This window comes from Streptococcus oralis Uo5 (genome assembly GCF_000253155.1).
Classification (GTDB): Bacteria; Bacillota; Bacilli; order Lactobacillales; family Streptococcaceae; genus Streptococcus; species Streptococcus oralis_L.
In genome coordinates this window covers 1535189-1554861 of the sequence record NC_015291.1, presented here as the reverse complement: position 1 = coordinate 1554861, position 19673 = coordinate 1535189, and the positions used below count along the sequence as shown (strand labels likewise).

16 protein-coding genes are annotated in these 19673 nt (G+C 44.1%); 8 read left to right on the top strand and 8 right to left on the bottom strand.

Features of this window, described 5'->3' with window-relative positions:
* The first annotated feature begins 19 nt into the window (after positions 1 to 19).
* The 5 genes from accD to SOR_RS07795 all read left to right on the top strand — a co-directional run bounded on the left by accD (position 20) and on the right by SOR_RS07795 (position 3659).
* Positions 20 to 886 (top strand): acetyl-CoA carboxylase, carboxyltransferase subunit beta, encoded by an 867-nt coding sequence (accD, locus tag SOR_RS07815; RefSeq protein WP_001173379.1) that lies wholly within the window; start codon positions 20 to 22, stop codon positions 884 to 886.
* Positions 883 to 1650: an acetyl-CoA carboxylase carboxyl transferase subunit alpha gene (locus tag SOR_RS07810; RefSeq protein ID WP_001017372.1), complete on the top strand. Its 768-nt coding sequence runs from the start codon at positions 883 to 885 to the stop codon at positions 1648 to 1650. Before accD ends, SOR_RS07810 begins: the two co-directional genes overlap by 4 nt.
* Before the next feature lie 147 nt (positions 1651 to 1797).
* Complete coding sequence (locus SOR_RS07805) at positions 1798 to 2499, top strand: CPBP family intramembrane glutamic endopeptidase (protein ID WP_000750960.1); 702 nt, start codon at positions 1798 to 1800, stop codon at positions 2497 to 2499.
* Between the two features lie 226 nt (positions 2500 to 2725).
* Positions 2726 to 2908, top strand: a complete 183-nt coding sequence (locus SOR_RS07800; protein WP_000148139.1) for a hypothetical protein — start codon at positions 2726 to 2728, stop codon at positions 2906 to 2908.
* A 100-nt stretch (positions 2909 to 3008) separates the two neighbouring features.
* The gene (locus SOR_RS07795) at positions 3009 to 3659 is read left to right on the top strand and encodes a CPBP family intramembrane glutamic endopeptidase (protein WP_000550761.1); all 651 of its coding nucleotides are present in this window, start codon (positions 3009 to 3011) and stop codon (positions 3657 to 3659) included.
* 47 nt (positions 3660 to 3706) lie between these two features.
* Here SOR_RS07795 and nusB read toward each other — a convergent pair whose 3' ends face one another.
* The 8 genes from nusB to gatC all read right to left on the bottom strand — a co-directional run bounded on the left by nusB (position 3707) and on the right by gatC (position 10531).
* Complete coding sequence (gene nusB / locus SOR_RS07790) at positions 3707 to 4129, bottom strand: transcription antitermination factor NusB (RefSeq protein WP_000203659.1); 423 nt, start codon at positions 4127 to 4129, stop codon at positions 3707 to 3709.
* Positions 4122 to 4511 carry an Asp23/Gls24 family envelope stress response protein gene (locus SOR_RS07785; RefSeq protein ID WP_000510584.1) on the bottom strand — a complete coding sequence of 130 codons (390 nt, stop codon included), beginning with the start codon at positions 4509 to 4511 and terminating at the stop codon, positions 4122 to 4124. The genes nusB and SOR_RS07785 overlap by 8 nt, the downstream gene beginning before the upstream one ends.
* A gap of 21 nt (positions 4512 to 4532) precedes the next feature.
* On the bottom strand, positions 4533 to 5093 hold the full coding sequence (efp, locus tag SOR_RS07780; RefSeq protein ID WP_000568640.1) for an elongation factor P: 561 nt from the start codon (positions 5091 to 5093) through the stop codon (positions 4533 to 4535).
* An 81-nt stretch (positions 5094 to 5174) separates the two neighbouring features.
* Positions 5175 to 6302, bottom strand: a complete 1128-nt coding sequence (locus tag SOR_RS07775) for an SPFH domain-containing protein (protein WP_000505816.1) — start codon at positions 6300 to 6302, stop codon at positions 5175 to 5177.
* A gap of 8 nt (positions 6303 to 6310) precedes the next feature.
* Positions 6311 to 7255, bottom strand: a complete 945-nt coding sequence (locus SOR_RS07770) for a zinc-ribbon domain-containing transport protein (RefSeq protein WP_000715060.1) — start codon at positions 7253 to 7255, stop codon at positions 6311 to 6313.
* Between the two features lie 62 nt (positions 7256 to 7317).
* Entirely contained in the window at positions 7318 to 8763 is a 1446-nt protein-coding gene (gatB, locus tag SOR_RS07765; RefSeq protein ID WP_001008650.1) for an Asp-tRNA(Asn)/Glu-tRNA(Gln) amidotransferase subunit GatB, read from the bottom strand.
* Positions 8763 to 10229, bottom strand: a complete 1467-nt coding sequence (gene gatA / locus SOR_RS07760) for an Asp-tRNA(Asn)/Glu-tRNA(Gln) amidotransferase subunit GatA (RefSeq protein WP_000143698.1) — start codon at positions 10227 to 10229, stop codon at positions 8763 to 8765. The genes gatB and gatA overlap by 1 nt, the downstream gene beginning before the upstream one ends.
* Entirely contained in the window at positions 10229 to 10531 is a 303-nt protein-coding gene (gene gatC / locus SOR_RS07755) for an Asp-tRNA(Asn)/Glu-tRNA(Gln) amidotransferase subunit GatC (RefSeq protein ID WP_000705419.1), read from the bottom strand. The genes gatA and gatC overlap by 1 nt, the downstream gene beginning before the upstream one ends.
* 165 nt (positions 10532 to 10696) lie before the next feature.
* On the opposite strand from gatC, the gene SOR_RS07750 reads away from it, so the two are divergent.
* From SOR_RS07750 to SOR_RS07740, 3 genes are all read left to right on the top strand, one after another.
* The gene (locus SOR_RS07750) at positions 10697 to 11389 is read left to right on the top strand and encodes a YwaF family protein (protein ID WP_000468955.1); all 693 of its coding nucleotides are present in this window, start codon (positions 10697 to 10699) and stop codon (positions 11387 to 11389) included.
* A gap of 143 nt (positions 11390 to 11532) precedes the next feature.
* Entirely contained in the window at positions 11533 to 13077 is a 1545-nt protein-coding gene (locus SOR_RS07745; RefSeq protein WP_000155106.1) for a peptide chain release factor 3, read from the top strand.
* Between the two features lie 696 nt (positions 13078 to 13773).
* Positions 13774 to 19662 (top strand): accessory Sec-dependent serine-rich glycoprotein adhesin, encoded by a 5889-nt coding sequence (locus SOR_RS07740; RefSeq protein ID WP_000466186.1) that lies wholly within the window; start codon positions 13774 to 13776, stop codon positions 19660 to 19662.
* Positions 19663 to 19673 lie beyond the last annotated feature (11 nt).

Sequence of the window (19673 nt, the reverse complement as noted above, 5' to 3'; positions counted from 1 at the left end):
AGAACTAAAAGGGGGAGTTATGGCTCTATTTAGTAAAAAGGATAAGTATATTCGGATCAATCCTAACCGTTCCGTAAGGCAGAAACCACAAGCCAAGCCTGAGGTTCCGGATGAACTCTTCTCCCAGTGTCCTGGTTGTAAACACACCATTTACCAAAAGGATCTTGGGAGCGAACGAATTTGTCCCCATTGTAGCTATACTTTCCGTATTTCAGCTCAGGAACGCTTGGATTTGACGATTGATTCTGGTAGCTTTGTGGAGATGTTTACAGGTATTGAAACTCAAGATCCATTAAACTTTCCTGGCTACCAGAAAAAACTTGCAACAATGCGTGAAAAGACAGGTTTGGATGAAGCAGTACTAACTGGTACAGCTAGCATCAAGGGACAAAAAGTTGCCCTTGGGATCATGGATTCTAACTTTATCATGGCTTCTATGGGAACCGTTGTGGGTGAAAAAATCACGCGCTTGTTTGAGTATGCAACGGTAGAAAACTTGCCAGTCGTTCTCTTCACAGCTTCTGGTGGAGCCCGTATGCAAGAAGGAATCATGAGCTTGATGCAGATGGCTAAGATTTCTGCGGCAGTTCAACGTCATTCCAAGGCAGGACTTTTTTACCTAACTATTTTAACCGATCCGACAACAGGTGGGGTGACCGCTTCTTTTGCTATGGAAGGTGATATTATCCTAGCGGAGCCACAGAGTTTGGTTGGTTTTGCTGGGCGTCGTGTTATCGAAAATACAGTTCGTGAGACCTTGCCGGATGACTTCCAAAAGGCAGAATTTTTGCTTGAACATGGATTTGTTGATGCAATTGTCAAACGGAGAGAATTGCCTGAAACAATTGCTAAATTAGTAAGATTGCATGGAGGAAGTCGCGGATGAATATTGCAAAAATAGTCAGAGAGGCACGCGAGCAGAGTCGTTTGACCGCACTTGATTTTGCCAATGGAATCTTTGACGAGTTTATCGAATTGCATGGAGATCGCTCTTTTCGTGATGATGGTGCGGTCATCGGTGGAATTGGTTGGTTAGGTGACCAAGCAGTAACTGTAGTTGGTATCCAAAAGGGAAAAAGTCTTCATGATAACCTCAAACGAAATTTTGGGCAACCTCATCCAGAAGGCTATCGTAAGGCTCTTCGCCTGATGAAACAGGCAGAAAAGTTTGGCCGTCCAGTTGTGACTTTTATCAATACGGCGGGTGCTTACCCAGGTGTTGGAGCCGAGGAACGTGGACAAGGTGAAGCAATTGCCCGAAACCTGATGGAAATGAGTGACCTCAAGGTTCCAATCATTGCGATTATTATCGGTGAAGGTGGATCTGGTGGGGCCCTAGCTCTAGCCGTAGCTAACCGTGTCTGGATGTTAGAAAACTCAATCTACGCCGTACTTAGCCCTGAAGGATTTGCCTCTATCCTTTGGAAGGATGGAAGTCGTGCTATGGAAGCAGCGGAGTTGATGAAAATCACTTCACATGAACTTCTAGAAATGGGAATCGTAGATAAGGTAATCTCAGAAGCAGGTCTCTCCAGTAAGGAACTGCTAGGATGCGTTAAAAATGAATTGCGTGCAGAACTAGATAGGTTGCAAGAACTACCACTTGACCAACTTATTGAAGAACGTTACCAACGCTTTAGAAAATACTAAGAAAATCAAAAAGCTAGAACATTTTGTTCTAGCTATTTTGATAATAGACCATGGATAAACATGAATACTCTAGATAAATAAGAAAAACAATCAATAGTCTATCCTCTATATTGCCCTAATAGAGAGTTTACCATTAGGAGAGAAAGAATGAAAAAGACAATACATTTAGGAATCTGTATGGTTTTAATGTTCCTGTACATTTATTTAACGCCATTAGGAGCCATAACTCTAGCTAGGATCTTCGGTTTAGGAATGGACAGCTATATAATCTTCCTAGTTGGAGAAGTGTTACTTATTTTCTTTTTATTCGTTTTGTGGTTGAAAAAGAAGAAGATGCTCTTTATCTTCGAGAAAAAGGGTTGGCGCTGGTCTTATCTCGCTTTCTTAGTGGCTTGTTTTCTTATCTATTCTTTTTTAAATGGATTTAGAATGCAGAATATTCGATTGATTGACCATAGTTTTATTTTCCAAGACCTTCTTTCAGAACTTTACTTAAACGGAAGAGAAACGACTCTATCAAGTCTTATATTTTTAATCTTTAACATTTCGATTGTACCTGTTGTTGAGGAGACAATCTATAGGGGTTATTTTATGAATACCTTCTTTCCGAAGTCGGAGTTTTATTTGGATGTGATCTTGTCTTCTTTCATCTTCGGGCTCAGTCACTTAGTTCTATCTCATCGTGACCCCATCAGTCTCATCATTTATAGTATTCTTGGTCTTCTATTTGCAGTTGTTTATCGAGTTACGGGTAGTCTTCGGTTTACCATTGTTTGTCATAGTTTCTATAATGCAATTCCCTATGCTCCGTCGATCTTATTTTATATCTATTATTTGATTTTTAGATAGTAGGAAGTTAGGAGATAAAGAAAAAAGCGTTTGATATCTGTCAAACCTTTTTCTAATTTGATGGGGAGATAGAGAAATCTCTTTTATCAATTTCTTATTTCTTAATGAGTAAAGCTACCATTTAGGGTGAAAAATTGACAGTTGAGGAGATAGACTATAAAATAGACAAAAAGATATGTACTGTAGATGTAAGCTTACAAAAATATATTTTAAGGAGCTACTTGATATGACAGGTACAGAAACATTTACAGTTCTTTCATCTGAGGACTTAGAACAAGTTTCAGGTGGTGGCATGATTTGGTTGGTTGATGATTATTATTGGAGTTGGCCTTATGCTTACAGCATTGCAACTGATTCGAGTACAATACGTACTAGAATGACTGGTTATGGTAACGGAATTATACCTTAATATTCTAATAATTTAAAGGGGTAAGTATGAAAAACTAGGGCATCTGGGAGTCTTTACATCACTGGTATTTCTATCGGTTTATCTACCAGAGTTAGGGATTATGCATCTAACTAAGTTTTTAGGATGGGGGATAGATGGCTATTCTATCTTTTTAACAGTTGAAGTAATAGCTCTTTTGCTATTATTTATCTACTGGCTAAAAAAGAAAGAGATGCTCTATATTTTTGAAAAAAAGGTCTCGAAGAAGTCAAGATTCTTTTACCTTGTAGTTGGTCTAGTGGCTACTTATTTTGATCGTCAATTGGTGGATGCTTTTCAGTTACAGTTTCATCACCTAATTGATAACAAGTATATCTTTCAAGACCTTCTTTCGATTCTATACTCCAATGGGCAACCAACTTTTCTATCAACTGTTCTCAGTTTTAGTTTAACAGTAGTCGTCGGACCTATATTAGAGGAACTGATTCATAGAGGGTACTTTATGAATACCTTCTTTCCCCAGTCCAAGTACTATCTGGATGTTATCCTATCTGCTCTTATCTTTGGACTTAGTCATTTGATCCTAACTCACCGAGATCCTATCAGTTTGATTATTTATAGTTTTGTTGGTCTTTTCTTTGCTCTAGTATATCGGTGGACAAAGAACCTAAAAATCACCATCTTGTGCCATAGTTTTTTCAATTTTCTCATTTATGCAAAACCCATCTGGATTTTTGTTTATAATTATGTCTATTACCACTTTTTAAGATAGTGGAGGCAAAGAAAAAGTGTTTGATAGCCGTCAAACACTTTTTCTATTTACTGTTCTTCTGTTACAAACTGGCTGAGCAGTCCGTTGATAAAACGGGCAGATTTTTGATCTGAGAAGTCCTTTGCAAGCTCGATAGCTTCATTAACAGCAACCAACTGTGGGGTGTCGAATGAAGTGATTTCAAAGACTCCCAAGCGAAGGAGGTTTCTCTCCACGAGTGTTAAACGCTCGATGGTCCAACCTGCTTTTAAATGCTGTGTGATTTGCTTGTCTAGTTCTTCCTTTTTAGCTTGAACACCAGAAACTAGCTCTGTCAAAAAGGCTGGAAGTTGCACATCAGTATCTTCACGATCATGAGTATAGGCGAAACGACAAGCAGTTTCGACATCCGTACCGAACTCAAGACTCATGAGAGCTTGAAAAGCACATTTACGGAGTTGGCGTCTAGATTCTAATAGTGGACTAGTCATTGAGGAAGTCCTCGTCAAATAGATCTTTCAATTCTGGTTTTGGTGTTTTATCTGGAACGATACCTGCAACGTGAATATTGATAGCAGCGAGTTCTACATCAGCCATATTGCGGACGGCATCTTTAACAGCTTTCTGGATAGCAACAGCTACCTTAGGAACTTTTACTCCGTACTCAAGGTAGAGATAGATATCTGCTGTGAGCTCTTCGTCCACGTTTTTAAGATAAACACCACGGCCAAGAGAAAGTTTTGAAAGGGTGTCAGATACTGATTTGTTTGAAAAAGAGTGAACACCCTCTACTTTTGCAGTAGCAATAGCAATGATTTTTTCAAGTACACGTGGGGCGATAACGATTTCGCCAAGTTGTTCTTCAATTCCCATAGAATGACCTCTTTCTAGAGATTAGGCACGAGAAACGTAAGTTCCTTCTGCAGTGTTGATAACGAGTTTTTGTCCTGCTTCGATGAAGTCTGGAACGTTTACGACAAGTCCAGTTTCCATCGTTGCTGGTTTACCAGAACCTGTAACAGTAGCTCCTTTGATAGATGGTTGAGTTTCTGCAACTGTCAATTCGACAGTAGTAGGAACGGTAACACCAATCACTTCAGTTCCGTAAAATTGGATCTTCACATCAGAGTTTTCAAGGATGTAAAGCAATTCGTTTTCAACGTTGACTACAGGAATTTCGTATTGGTCGTAAGTTTCTGTGTTCATGAAGTAGGCTGTGTCATCCATTTTGTACAAGTATTGAGCTGGGACAGTCTCGATGATGGCTTGTTCAAATTTTTCCTCTGGACGGTAGCTTGTATCAAATGTAGAACCAGTACGGACATCACGCAATTTCATACGCATGATTGTGTTTCCTTTACCTGGTTTGTGGTGGCTAGCTTCCAAAACGCGGATCAATTTTCCGTCAGCTGTTTCAAAGGTCATACCAGCCTTTAATTTACTTGCTTCAATCATGTTTTTACCTCTTTAATAAAATAATTTACTCTTTATTGTACCATAAAAGACAACATTACTCAAATGTCAAAAGGAGCTTAATTAGTTGACTGGTACGATATTTCCATCTTCGTCTTTGGTAACGAGGACGTATTTTCCATCGACTTCGATGTAAAAATTCTTGCTGGCAGTTTGCCCAGTGTTTTGAGCAGGTGCTTGATTTTGGACTTGTTGGCTTAGTTGACCACCGAGAGTCTGACCAAGATTCATGCCCATAAACATGTTCATCCCATTGCCATTCCCCTCATTGGCAGCTGCAGCAATAAGCGCTTCGTTTCGAGCACGGCGTTCTTCGATTTCAATCGTGTTGTACTTCATTGCCACGAGCTCACTATCAAGCTTGCGAACGATATCAAGACTTTCTTGGTCGTAGCTGAGGTCTTCAAGCAAGATATTAGTTGCTTCAATCCCGTAGAGACCTGTCCAAACCTTGTTAACCTCTTGTTTAGCGAGTTCGTTAAAGGTGTCTTGGTTGGCATTGAGGCTATAGATATCAACCTTGTTTTCGTTGGTATATTTGGCAATGGCAATCGCGATTTTCGGTGCGATATTTTGACGGAGCGTTCCTTGAGCTACATCTTGGAGAGTAAATGGCTGTCCGTCAGTAATTTGACGGCTAACAGAGCTCACGTAGAAGAGGACTGGATCTGCTATTTTTACATCAAACAAGCCATAAAAACGGATGTTGAGCAGTTGTTGGTAACGTTCGCTGAAATATTCGACCGCATTTTGTGTGCCGAACTTATTACCTGCAATAGGTTGCATGCGGATAAAGATAATTTCCTGTTGGGTGATGACTTGTCCACCAAAAGAGAAACGGTTTTTAAAGTTTTCCCAAGTGCCTTTTAAACCACCTTTTTCAAGGAGCCAGGCGTTATCACCAGCTTGCCATTCGTGGCTACCTGCTTCGAGGACTTCACCAAGGAAGGTACCGTTGTTTACCAAAACAGCGCTATAACCTTGGGGAACGATAACCACACTGCCATCTGACAAAAGTCCAGTATTTTGATTGCTGTGACGAGAACGTCCATCTGGGTCTTTTGTGAGCAATTGTCCCTTGACGGCCAAGGCGTCGCCAGAGACATTATCTGGAAGGACAATGGCTTCCTTGAATTTACTATCATTAAAACTATTTAAGCCTGCTGATAAGGCTGCACGTATAAATCCCATAATTCCTCCTAATTATAAAGCTCGTCTTCATCCACAACATCATAGGTATCCAGTACCCATTGGTTTGGACTGCGAGAGAGATTGGCACCACAGTAGTCGCACTCACTAACTGCGGAGATTTTCAATGGGGCGCCACAGTTTGGACAGTGGTCGCTCACAACTTCGTCTGGATTGACTGCTTGCGTTTGGCTACCGTGTTGACGGATAAAGTTCAATTGATACACAGTGAAGAGATCTTTTTTAGGGTCTCCTTCAAGGACACGACGAGTCTCATCGTCAATGACATAGTCTCGTAAAATTGATGATAGAATCACCACTAAGGTATCGTTTCCGTCAGGATTTTCAATAAACTCCTTGATGCGAACATTTTCGATACAAACTTTCTCTAAAACATTGGTTGTTTTAGCTCGAATATGGTCCTCAAGTTGAGTACTGTGTTGAGAGTAGAGACTGGTACTTTCTAAAGCGCGGACAGAGTTCCAATTTTTTTCAGTCCAGGCAACCTGCAATTTAAGGTAGACTTCCTTAACCCAAGATGTGAAGGCTTCCGCGTCAAAGTTTGGATCCCCGTATTTCACACGACTAATGGCCAGTGTGTTGTGTTCAACTCGACGATGGAGCGTTTGAGAATCATTACTAGTGAACGTTGAATTCGAATCTCCAGACTTATTCTGCAAGGATTTGACGATAACAACTAGTATGATTCCTCCGACTAATATGAACATAAATCCTAGATAGGGAGAGCTAGCAGAACTGTCAGAGGATGATCCATATCCAGAGCGGTAGTAGTGGTATGATGATCCGCCAGAACGACTTCCACCTCCACTTGAGCGGCTGCTACTGCGGCTGCTCCCTCCACTTCTGGAATGTCCGACACCCGCATCAACGATTTGAGGAACGGATAGAAAAACAAGTAATAAACAGGTCATTAAAAGAGCGTAAAACTTTTTCATGTGTCTCCTAACTATATGATTGAAAAGGTAGCTGTCTAGACTACTGGATGACTACTAGCGAATTACTCACTTTCTTTCAACTTGGCCAATTCCTGCGCAAGCAGTTTAAGGGCAACTTGTGGGTTGGCTTGGCCTTTGGTTGCTTTCATGAGGAAGCCTGTGAAGGCCTTGTCTGCGTTGCGTTTGCCTGACTTGAAGTCGGCAACGGCTGCTTCATTATCCGCAAAGACTTGGTGGATGATTGGGATCAAGACACCTGGATCAGAGATTTGCACCAAGCCTGCTTTTTCCACGTATTCACGCGCGCCACCGCCATTTTTAGCCAGGTGGACAAAGACTTTCTTGGCAATCTTAGAAGAGATCGTGCCGTCTTCGATGATGGCAATCATTTCTACCAAGTTTTCTGGTGTTAATTCGATTTGTTCCAGTGTTTTACCTTCGGCGTTCAAGAACTGAGCAACTTCACCTTGGAGCCAGTTAGAGACTTGTTTGGCATCGCCACCGAGGGCAACAGCTTTTTCAAAGAAGTCAGAAGTGACTTTGTTTGCCGTCAACTGGCTAGCATCGTAGTCTGACAAGCCAAGGTCAGATACGTAGCGCGCACGGCGTTCTTTTGGAAACTCTGGCAACTCTGTACGCATTTCTTCGATCCACTCATCTGAGATTTCAAAGAGGGGTAGGTCTGGTTCTGGGAAGTAGCGGTAGTCAGCAGCACCTTCTTTGACACGCATGAGGATGGTTGCTTTATTCGCTTCATCGTAACGGCGTGTTTCTTGGCGAATTTGACCACCTGAGCGAAGGATTTCAGCCTGGCGTTGGACTTCGTATTCGAGACCCTTACGAACGTTTGAGAAGGAGTTGAGGTTTTTCAACTCAGTCTTGGTACCGAATTTCTCTTGACCATAAGGGCGAAGGGAGATGTTGGCATCCACACGCATCGAACCTTCTTCCATCTTAACGTCAGAAATGCCAGCGTACTGGATGACTTCCTTGAGGGCAGTTAGATAAGCATAGGCTTCTTCTGGGGAGCGCATGTCGGCTTCAGATACAATCTCAATCAATGGCACCCCTTGGCGGTTGAGGTCTACATAAGAGTAGCCATCTGTACCATGGGTGTTTTTACCAGCGTCTTCTTCTAGGTGAGCACGTTCGATACCGATTTTCTTGGTTGTACCATCTTCTAGCTCCACTTCAATCCAGCCGTTATAACCTATTGGCTCATCAAACTGAGAAATTTGGTAGGCTTTGGGATTGTCGGGATAGAAGTAGTTCTTGCGGTCAAAGTGCATCTTTTTGTGGATGTCCATGTTGAGAGCAAGAGCTGCCTTGATACCGGCATCGACAACCCCTTTATTGAGAACTGGCAGAACTCCTGGGAAGGACCAGTCAATCACATTAGTGTTGGCATTTTGGTCATTTCCAAAGTGGGCAGAAGTAGGTGAGAAGATTTTTGAATTGGTGTTGAGCTCTACGTGGACTTCAAGTCCAATGACTGTTTCAAAGTTCATTAGTTGTCACCTCCAAAAATCACGGGTTGTTGTTTGTGGTAGTCTGTTGTTGCTTCAAAGGCAGCAGCAGCTTGGTAAATGGTTTCCTCAGAGTATTTAGGACCAATCAATTGGAGCCCGACAGGTAGACCTTGAGAGAATCCAGCAGGAATCGAAATCCCTGGGAGACCTGCCAAGTTGACTGGGATTGTCAAGAGGTCAGCCAAGTACATGGCAACTGGGTCGTGGTTGAGGGAGTCCAAATCATAGGCAATGCTTGGAGCAGTTGGTCCCAAAATCAAGTCGTAATCCGCAAAGACTTTTTCGAAATCTTGGATGATGAGGGTACGGACCTGACCAGCTTTCTTATAGTAGGCATCATAGTAACCTGATGAAAGGCTGAAAGTACCTAGCATGATACGGCGTTTTACCTCTTCACCGAAACCTTGGCTACGGCTGTTTACATAGATTTCATCAAGATTAGTCGCATCATCTGCGCGGTAGCCGTAACGGATACCGTCAAAGCGTTGCAAGTTTGATGAGGCTTCTGATGAAGCGATGATGTAGTAAACGGCAACACCGTATTTAGAGTGAGGAAGGCTGACTTCTTCGACGATAGCACCAAGTTTTTCAAAGTGTTTGGCTGCACTCAGAATGGTTTCCTTAACCTCTGGATCAATCCCTTCACCAAGGTATTCCTTAGGCAAAGCAATTTTCATTCCCTTGATATCTTGGCCGATTTTTGAAGTAAAGTCAGCGATGCGGACAGGAGCAGAGGTAGAGTCTTTGGCATCTTCGCTGGCAATCGCATTGAGCAAGAGGGCATTTTCCTTAACAGTTGGAGCAAAAGGCCCGATTTGGTCTAGAGAGCTACCAAAGGCAATGAGGCCGAAACGTGAAACTGTTCCGTAGGTTGGTTTGAGACCAACGATCCCGTTGAAGGCAGCAGGTTGGCGGATAGACCCCCCCGTATCAGAACCAAGTGACAAGCGGACTTGACCTGAAGCTACAGCTGCGGCAGAACCACTTGATGATCCACCAGGAACCTTGCTGTGGTCCCAAGCATTTTTTGTTGCGCCGTAGTAGGAAGTCTCACCAGAACCACCCATGGCAAATTCGTCCATGTTGGTTTTCCCAACAACGATCATGCCCTTAGATTTTGCATTGGCAACAGCTGTTGCATCAAAGATAGGTTCGTAGTTGTAGAGCATTTTTGAGGCAGCAGTTGTGAGGATGCCGTCAGTAGAAATATTATCCTTAATAGCCAGTGGAATTCCTGAAAGGACATTATCCGCGTCAATTCCAGCTTCATCAATGGCTTTAGCTTGAGCAAGGGCTTGTTCTTCAGCGATAGTGACAAAAGCATTGATAGCTTTCTCGCGAGACTTGATATCTTCAAGCGTGGCTTGGGTCAATTCAGTAGCTGAAATCTCCTTAGATACAAGGAGGTTGTGCAAGTCTTCAATCGTTTTGTTATTAAAAGTCATTAGGCATCTCCTCCATCATCTAGGATAGCTGGTACCTTGATATAGTAGTTATCTTTTTCAGGTACGTTTTTAAACAAGCGATCACGGTCTGTTCCTTCTTCGGCCACATCAGGGCGGAGTACGGTCTTGCGGTCTGCCATGGTCGTAGTAGGTGCGACACCAGTTGTGTCGACTTCGCCCAGCAATTCAACCATGTCAACAATTTTAGACAAGGTAGTCGCAAAGGCAGCAGTTTCTTCTTCAGAGAATCTTAATTTTGAAAGATTGGCAACGTGTGTTACCTCTTCTTGCGTAATTTTCATCTTGCATCCTTTCGTGAAATGATGATTTTTAGTCTGTTCTATTTTACCATATTTTCCTATAAATAAGGGAGCCAAACTGAAAAGAAATAGAAATTGAAAAATCGCTTTTAATTCGCTATAATGGTTAAACTAGAGAATAGAAAAAATCAGAGTTAGGATAGAAATATGTTCCATCAATTTATCACCAGATCTCAAACGGTTCCTCCTCCCATTTCGCTCTTTTGGTATGGGATTATGATGCTTGTCTTAGTGCTTTGTATTTATGGAGCACTTGCTTATCACAAAAATCCGAAATTTGTTCGCTTGTTTAAGGGAATTCAGATTCTCCAGTTGCTAGCCCTATATAGCTGGTATGTTGGCTTTGGGATTCCATTTTCTAATAGCCTTCCATTTTACCATTGCCGTTTGGCTATGTTTGCGGTGGTTTTCTTGCCAGATAAATGGCGGAGCAAGCAATATTTTGCCCTTTTAGGAGCAAGTGGAGCGGTCTTTGCACTGGTTTACCCCGTTTTTGACCCCTATGATTTCCCACATATTACCAGTTTTTCATTTTTGATTGGGCACTATGCCCTTCTAGTGAATTCCTTGGTTTACTTGATGAATCACTATGATAAGACCTTGCTCAAGAAGTATATGATTGTAGTCTATACCTTTATCCTCAACCTCTTTCTAGTTGGGGTTAATCAGGTGACGGGTGGAAATTATGGTTTGTTAAGAGATACCCCGTTTATCTCGAATGCCCCTCTATGGTTAAAATACCTTCTTGTGTCCGTCATCCTCTCACTGGCTCTGGTTCTCTTTGATATCTTGTTCAAGAAACGGTGGAAAAAGAGAAATCAGGTGCAATCTGTGCTCTAGCTTGCCTTTTCGTCAGATGAGCAATTGAAAAACTCCCCAAAATCCGCTATAATGGAGAGTCGAAAGGAATAGTAAAATCCAATGTAAACATCATTCTTAGCTACTGAAACAACTAAAAATAGAAAATCAAAGAAAGAGAACTTATGACTATTCAAGAAGAAATTAAGAAACGTCGTACTTTTGCTATCATCTCCCACCCGGACGCCGGGAAAACAACCATTACGGAGCAGTTGCTCTACTTTGGGGGCGAGATTCGTGAGGCTGGTACGGTAAAAGGGAAGAAAACAGGGACTTTTGCCAAGTCTGACTGGATGGATATCGAGAAACAACGTGGGATTTCGGTCACGTCATCAGTTATGCAGTTTGACTACGATGGCAAGCGCGTGAACATCCTCGACACACCAGGGCACGAGGACTTCTCAGAAGATACTTATCGGACCTTGATGGCAGTGGATGCTGCGGTCATGGTCGTGGACTCTGCCAAGGGTATCGAGGCCCAAACCAAGAAATTGTTTGAGGTTGTGAAGCACCGTGGCATTCCAGTCTTTACCTTTATGAACAAGCTGGACCGTGACGGTCGTGAGCCACTGGACCTCTTGCAAGAACTAGAAGAAGTCCTAGGTATTGCGAGCTATCCTATGAACTGGCCAATCGGGATGGGGAAAGCCTTTGAAGGCTTGTATGACCTTTATAACCAACGCTTGGAGCTCTATAAAGGGGATGAGCGTTTTGCCAGTCTGGAAGAAGGGGATAAGCTCTTTGGAAGTAATCCTTTCTACGCTCAGGTTAAGGACGATATCGAGCTGTTGCAAGAAGCAGGAAATGAATTTTCAGAAGAAGCTATTCTTGCAGGAGAACTGACTCCGGTCTTCTTTGGTTCAGCCCTCACTAACTTTGGGGTGCAGACCTTCCTTGAGACCTTCCTTAAGTTTGCTCCAGAACCACATGGCCACAAGAAAACAGATGGCGAAATTGTGGATCCTTATGATAAGGATTTCTCAGGATTTGTCTTTAAAATCCAAGCCAACATGGACCCTCGTCACCGGGACCGTATCGCCTTTGTCCGTATCGTATCGGGCGAATTTGAGCGTGGGATGAGTGTTAACCTTCCTCGTACTGGGAAGACTGCCAAGCTTTCTAATGTCACCCAGTTTATGGCGGAAAGTCGTGAGAATGTGACCAATGCCGTGGCAGGTGATATTATCGGGGTTTACGATACTGGTACTTATCAGGTTGGGGATACCTTGACAGTTGGAAAAAATAAGTTTGAATTTGAACCACTGCCAACCTTTACCCCTGAGATTTTCATGAAAGTTTCTGCTAAGAACGTTATGAAACAAAAATCTTTCCACAAAGGGATTGAGCAATTGGTGCAAGAAGGAGCCATTCAGCTTTATAAGAATTACCAAACTGGCGAGTACATGCTAGGGGCTGTGGGACAACTCCAGTTTGAAGTCTTTAAGCACCGCATGGAAGGCGAGTACAATGCAGAAGTAGTCATGAGCCCAATGGGTAAAAAGACCGTTCGTTGGATCAAGCCTGAGGACTTGGATGAACGGATGACCTCAAGCCGCAATATTTTGGCCAAGGACCGCTTTGACCAACCAGTCTTCCTCTTTGAAAATGACTTTGCCCTCCGCTGGTTTGCGGACAAGTATCCAGACGTAGAGTTGGAGGAAAAAATGTAACTCAGCACCAACAATTGGAACTAAAGTTCCTAATTGTTGGACGCTAGTCGCTATTTGGCGAACTAGCTAACTGCCTTACTAACTACGTTTGGCAAATAGAATCGATTTGCCAAACTCCGTGTCGTAGTGTAAAATCGGCTTACCTAAACGCTTCACTAGGAAAAATCCACGTTTTACAAATGAAATCGATTTGTAAAACTCAGTGTCGTAGATTAAGGCTATTAATTAGTATGGCATTTTGCTTAAATACGTCGTAAGAAAAGTCCTCGAATGTTTTTGATTCGTGGATTTTTTTGTTGGAAAGGGTAAAAAGTTACCTCGGCTACCGGCCTCATTGATTCATTTGTGAAACTACTTTTAAATACTCTACTCCTAAAAGTTTGTGGATGCTATTGATTCATGGGCTTTTTCTATATTTTGAATAAAAATTAATTCCATGAGTAATTGGAACTGTTTGCTCAAATTTTAAAGCATTTCAAAATGGTTAAAAACAAATAAAATATATTAATAGATAGATGATAGATAAAATATAAATTATATCGAAAAAACAGAATAGATTTAAAATCAAGTTATTTTTGAAATCATTTTCTTTCTTTAGAGTTAGTTATAGATATTGAATTGTAGGTATATTTGGTATATAATAAGAAGATAGTATTTTATAGGTGAATAGATCTTTTTCAAGTTGAGGGGATGAACATGTTTTTTAGACGCCAGAAGGGTGAATATAGAGAAACAGACCGTGTAACTCGGTTCAAATTAATCAAATCAGGGAAGCATTGGCTACGGGCCTCGACTTCCCTTTTTGGCTTATTTAAGGTGATGCGTGGAAGCGCGGATACGAGCCAAGTAAAGACAGAAATGGTTGAAAAGCAAGAAGGTCAGAAGTTGACCGGCTTGGATGTTTTGAAAGGGATAGCAGCTACGGGGACGATCTTAGGTGGTTATGCTGCGACGCAAACGCGTGTTTATGCCAATGATGCAGTCGCTGTTGAAAAGACTGTCGAATCAAAAGATACCTTGGCGACGAGAGATTCAGTAGTGCTAGGGACGACCCAGGATCATCAAGATACTGCTAGCTTGTCTTTGTCTACCAGTCAAAGTCAGTCATTGTCAGAATTCAATTCGCAGAGCGCCAGTCAATCTGCCTCTACGAGCCAGTCCATCAGTGCCTCAAGCTCTTCTAGTATGAGTCAGTCGATGAGCCAATCTTCTTCTACTAGTCAATTTTTGGCAAATAGTCAAAGTGTAACTGCTAGTTCAAGTGACTCCCTTGGAACACAAAATCAAGCGAATAGTGGTCTGTCAGAGAGAGCTTCAGTTGGTGTTCAAAGTCAGTACCAAGCAAGTGAGTCAGCTCGGGAGACAGTGAAAGAATCACAACCTTCAAAAGAATTAAAAGCAGTTGATTTTTCTACAGAATCCTTGCCTCAAAGTCAGTCTGGTCTTGTAAAGAATGAAGATGTGACGGCTGAATCAAGTCTGACTATGACTTCTGTAGCCTTGACAGAAAAGCAAAGTGAAGAAAAACGGAAGAAATTAGATGCCTTGTCTGCTGAGATTGGGCAATTTCTAGCTCAAGCGCAGGGGCTTCCGAACTCGAATGAGGCGATCACGAAGGCTAGTCTAGCGAAGAATGAGATAGTAGAAGCCTTGAAAGGGGAGGTTTCTGACCTTGCTCCTATCCTACAAAAAGCTACAGAAGCTCGAAATAGTATTGCAAATGCTGTGTTACGTGCCAACTCTGGACTTCGTGACAGCAGGAACGGACAAGCTTTGACCAAAGCTTCAAATACCGCTAGCTTCAGAGCTGCTATGGATACAGAGAAGCCAGAACTTCAGAAAATAACCGTTACAGGTGGCGCAGTTCTAGAAGGACAAAAATTTAAAATTTATCGAGAAGAAAATTTTTCTGCGACCATTGAGTTTACTGATAACAGTGGTCGAATTGAACATGCAAAATTTGTTCCTACTGCTGTTCCCGCGGCCTATCCGGCTACTTCAACTGTTGTCTCATTCACTACGAGTAATGGTCAAAGTATCAGCATGATTGTTCCGACAAATAAACTAGCCAAAGATGGAAATGCTACAGCATCAAATCCTTTCACCGTTTCAATCACGGGTTCTGTTGGAAAAAATCAAGCAGTAAATAGTTTGTGGACTCGTTATGTTTTCACCTATGATCAGGAAGGTAATTTTAGCGGAAATACTACTGACGTAGGTCTTGTAAAAGATTTAACAGCCAACCCTGCCGCAATTCAATTTGAAGTCCATGCTCAGTCTGAAAAGTACGAACCAGCTATCAATGCTGAGGTGAATCGAAACTTTACTCTAACGGCCAATTCAGGGACTGTTTCTGTTGGTGAAGCTGGTCAGTATATTACGAATGCAGCAGGTACCCCAGAACTTCCGACTACAGGAATAACTCCAGGTACTCAGACAACCTATACTTGGAAATCTGGAACCAATACGAATTTGTCTGCTGGTCGTCATACTTTGACTGCAGTGGTAACTTATCCAGATGGAAGTACGGATGAAGTAGAGATTCCGATTGAGGTTCGCCCTCAGACACCTAGAATTGAGGAACGGTTCCTTAACGAAAAAGGTGGTCTCACAAATCAAGCGATTACGGTAGATGGTGTGACTCCAGGTGGGACTGTTACTCTTACAATTGCAGGGGAGACATTCACCAAACAAGCAACGGGGAGCTCGACTAGTGTAACCTTTACTGCAAATGAGTTGAAGAAAGTATATGATCGTAATGGAGGACGACTTCCTAGTGGACCGGTGACTGCAAGTACGACAGTGAATGGTTTGGTTTCAGATGCGTTTAATGGACAAATCACGCCAAACCAAGCGTCAATTTCAGTAAGTAATAGCCAGTCTGCTTCAGCAAGTGCTAGTCAATCCGCTTCATTGAGCGCTAGCCAGTCAGTGTCAGTGAGTGCTAGTCAATCAGCCTCAGTAAGCTCCAGTCAATCCACCTCAGCTAGCGCAAGCGAATCGGCTTCAGTAAGTGCTAGCCAATCAGCGTCAGCGAGTGCTAGTCGATCAGCGTCAGTGAGCTCAAGTCAATCCGCCTCAGCCAGCGCAAGCCAGTCCGCTTCAGTAAGCTCAAGTCAATCAGCCTCATCAAGTGCTAGTCAATCAGCATCAGCAAGTTCGAGTCAGTCTGCATCAGTAAGTTCGAGCCAATCAGCGTCAGTGAGCTCAAGTCAATCCGCCTCAGCCAGCGCGAGCCAATCCGCTTCAGTCAGCGCTAGCCAGTCTGCTTCATTGAGTTCGAGTCAATCTGCATCTGCAAGTGCAAGTCAGTCAGCGTCAGTGAGCGCAAGTCAGTCTGCCTCAGTCAGCTCAAGCCGATCTGCATCAGTAAGTGCCAGTCAATCCGCTTCAGCCAGCGCTAGCCAATCCGCTTCAGTGAGCGCAAGTCAGTCAGCATCGGTAAGTTCGAGCCAATCCGCTTCAGTGAGCGCAAGTCAGTCAGCATCGGTAAGTTCGAGCCAATCCGCTTCAGTCAGCGCTAGCCAGTCAGCATCGGTGAGCTCGAGTGAGTCAGCATCGGTGAGCTCGAGTCAGTCAGCGTCTGCAAGTTCGAGTCAGTCCGCTTCAGCGAGTGCGAGTCGATCAGCTTCAGTGAGCGCAAGTCAGTCTGCTTCAGTAAGTTCGAGCCAATCAGCGTCAGCGAGTGTCAGCCAATCAGCTTCAGTGAGCGCAAGTCAGTCTGCTTCAGTAAGCTCGAGTCAATCCGCATCTGCAAGTTCGAGTCAATCCGCTTCAGTGAGCGCAAGTCAATCTGCATCTGCAAGTTCGAGTCAGTCCGCCTCAGTGAGTGCCAGCCAATCAGCTTCAGTAAGCTCGAGTCAATCAGCTTCAGTAAGCTCAAGTCAATCTGCTTCAGTAAGTGCAAGTGAATCAGCCTCAGCAAGTGCCAGTGAATCAGCCTCAGCAAGTTCGAGTCAATCAGCGTCTGTAAGTTCGAGCCAATCAGCATCTATAAGCTCAAGCGAATCGGCTTCAGTCAGTGCCAGCCAATCAGCATCTATAAGCTCAAGCCAATCTGCATCTGTAAGTTCGAGTCAATCCGCCTCAGTAAGCACAAGCGAATCGGCTTCAGTCAGTGCCAGCCAGTCAGCGTCCGTAAGTTCAAGCGAATCGGCTTCAGTAAGCTCCAGCCAGTCTGCATCTGCAAGCTCAAGTGAATCGGCTTCAGTAAGCTCCAGCCAGTCCGCTTCAGTAAGCTCAAGTGAATCGGCTTCAATAAGCTCGAGCCAGTCAGCGTCCGTAAGCTCAAGTCAGTCCGCTTCAGCGAGCGCTAGCCAATCAGCCTCAGTAAGTTCGAGTGAGTCTGCTTCAGCGAGCGCTAGCCAATCAGCCTCAGTAAGTTCGAGTGAGTCTGCTTCGGTGAGCGCAAGTGAGTCAGCATCGGTGAGTGCAAGTCAATCCGCCTCAGTGAGTTCGAGTGAGTCCGCTTCAGTGAGCTCGAGTGAGTCTGCGTCTGTAAGCTCCAGTCAGTCCGCTTCAGCGAGTGCTAGCCAGTCAGCCTCAGTAAGCTCAAGCGAATCGGCTTCAGTAAGCTCGAGCCAGTCTGCTTCAGTAAGCGCGAGTCAGTCTGCATCGGTAAGTTCGAGTGAATCAGCCTCAGTGAGCTCAAGTCAATCAGCATCAGCCAGCTCGAGTCAGTCCGCTTCAGTAAGCTCCAGCCAATCTGCTTCGGTAAGCTCAAGTCAATCGGCTTCAGTCAGTGCTAGCCAGTCCGCATCAGTAAGCTCAAGTGAATCTGCTTCAGCAAGTTCGAGTCAGTCCGCTTCAGCCAGCGCTAGCCAGTCTGAATCAGTAAGTTCGAGTCAATCAGCCTCAGTGAGCGCAAGTGAGTCAGCATCTGTAAGCTCGAGCGAATCGGCTTCAGTAAGTTCGAGCCAATCCGCGTCGGCAAGCTCCAGCCAGTCCGCCTCAGCGAGCACTAGCCAATCCGCGTCAGTGAGCGCCAGTCAATCCGCCTCAGCAAGTGCAAGTCGATCAGCTTCAGCCAGCGCTAGCCAATCAACTTCAGCGAGCGCAAGTCAGTCTGCCTCAGTAAGCTCTAGTCAATCTGCATCATTGAGTGCAAGCCAGTCAGCTTCGGTAAGTGCCAGTCAGTCTGCATCTGCAAGTTCGAGCGAATCGGCTTCAGCCAGTGCCAGTCAATCCGTCTCAGTCAGCTCAAGCGAATCGGCTTCAGTAAGTTCGAGCCAATCGGCCTCAGCAAGCTCAAGTCAATCCGCTTCAGCGAGCGCAAGCGAATCAGCCTCAGTAAGTTCAAGCGAATCGGCTTCGGTGAGCGCAAGTGAGTCAGCATCGGTGAGTTCGAGTGAGTCTGCGTCTGTAAGCTCCAGTCAATCTGCATCTGCAAGTGCAAGTCAGTCTGCTTCGGCAAGTGCCAGCCAGTCAGCTTCGGTAAGTTCAAGTGAATCGGCATCAGTAAGTTCAAGTCAGTCAGCTTCAGTAAGTTCAAGCGAATCGGCTTCAGCGAGCTCCAGCCAGTCCGCTTCAGTGAGTGCGAGCCAGTCTGCCTCAGTAAGTTCGAGTGAATCGGCTTCAGTAAGTACCAGCGAATCCGCCTCAGTAAGCACAAGCGAATCTGCATCTGCAAGTTCGAGTCAATCTGCATCATTGAGTGCAAGTCAATCGTCTTCAGTCAGCTCGAGCCAGTCCGCTTCAGCGAGCGCTAGTCAATCAGCATCTGCAAGTTCGAGCCAGTCTGCGTCTGCAAACTCCAGCGAATCTGCTTCAGTAAGTTCGAGCGAATCCGCCTCAGCGAGTGCGAGTGAATCAGTCTCAGTAAGCTCGAGTGAGTCTGCATCTGCAAGCTCAAGTCAGTCTACTTCAATAAGCACAAGTGAATCCGCTTCAGTGAGTGCGAGTCAATCCGCTTCAGCGAGCTCAAGTCAGTCTACTTCGGTAAGCGCAAGTGAGTCTGCATCTGTAAGCTCAAGCAAATCCGCTTCGGTGAGTGCGAGTGAGTCAGCCTCAGTAAGTTCAAGCGAATCCGCCTCAGTAAGCTCAAGCCAGTCCGCCTCAGTAAGCTCGAGTCAGTCAGCGTCTGCAAGCTCCAGCCAATCTGCCTCAGCGAGCGCTAGCCAATCAGCTTCAACAAGTACTTCAACTTCTGCAAGTATGCTAGCAGACGAGTTAGCGTTGGAAAGTGCCTCGATCTCAGCAAGTACATCAGTGAGCGAATCTACTTCAACGAGCGCATCACTCTCAGCTAGTATGTTCGCCAGTGAATCGACTCTAGAAAGTGCTTCGATTTCAGCAAGTATGTCAGTGAGCGAGTCAACGTCGATTAGCGCTAGTCTTTCGACTTCAGATTCTATTAGTAGCTCTGTGTCAGCAAGTGCTCTGGTATCTACTTCAACAAGCACCTCTCTCTCAATGGCAAACATTGCAAGCCAAGGTCAATCCGCTTCAAGCATGCCAAAACAAGTCTTGCCAAATACAGGAGCGTCGACTTCGGTAGCATCTGCTTTATTGGGAGCATTGGCAGCTGTGACAGGTATCGGTCTTCTTGCAAAGAAGGGTCGGAATGACGATGAAGAAAGTCATTGATAAGATATAAA